The organism is Mycobacterium colombiense (assembly GCF_001672755.1).
Classification (GTDB): domain Bacteria; phylum Actinomycetota; class Actinomycetes; order Mycobacteriales; family Mycobacteriaceae; genus Mycobacterium; species Mycobacterium colombiense_C.
Genome location: NZ_LZKI01000121.1, coordinates 1 through 622, shown reverse-complemented (window position 1 = coordinate 622; position 622 = coordinate 1). Strand labels below are relative to the sequence as shown.

1 protein-coding gene is annotated in these 622 nt (G+C 58.8%); it reads right to left on the bottom strand.

From position 1 onward, the window contains the following. A partial coding sequence (locus A5708_RS17020) for a class I SAM-dependent methyltransferase (protein WP_065029755.1) occupies nt 1–622 on the bottom strand: 622 nt, incomplete at both ends.

Sequence of the window (622 nt, the reverse complement as noted above, 5' to 3'; positions counted from 1 at the left end):
GGGACTGAATCGCGATCGCCTGCTCCTTGTTGGCTTCCAGGTTGGCCGCCCAAATGTTCAGGGTCCGCTCGTAGTGCTTCTGCAGCAGTTGCACCCGCTCGATCGAGAAGCCGGCCGCCTCACCGAACTTGAAGATGTCTTCCTGCGCCGGTAGCTGGCCGCCCGGGAAGATTTCCTGACCGATGAATCGCATGAATCGCAAATCGCTCATCGTGATCGTAACGCCACGCTCATGCTGCTGCTTCTGCGAATACGCCAAAATCGTGTGCAAAAGCATCCGGCCGTCATCGGGAAGAATCTCGTAGGCGCGTTCGAAAAATGCGGAATAGCGCTCCATCTTGAATGCCTCGAAGGCGCCGATGGAGACGATCCGGTCGACCTTGTCTTCGAACTCTTCCCAGCCCTGCAGGCGCACCTCGATGTTGCGGTCCGTCGGCAATCCGGCGAGCTTCTTCTTGCTGTACTCGAACTGGTTGCGGCTCAGGGTAATTCCGATGACGTTGACGTCGTACTTCTCGACAGCGCGCTTCAGGGTGGCTCCCCAGCCGCAACCGATGTCCAGCAGCGTCATCCCGGGCTCGAGCTTCAGCTTTCCCAGCGCCAGATCGATCTTGGCGATCTG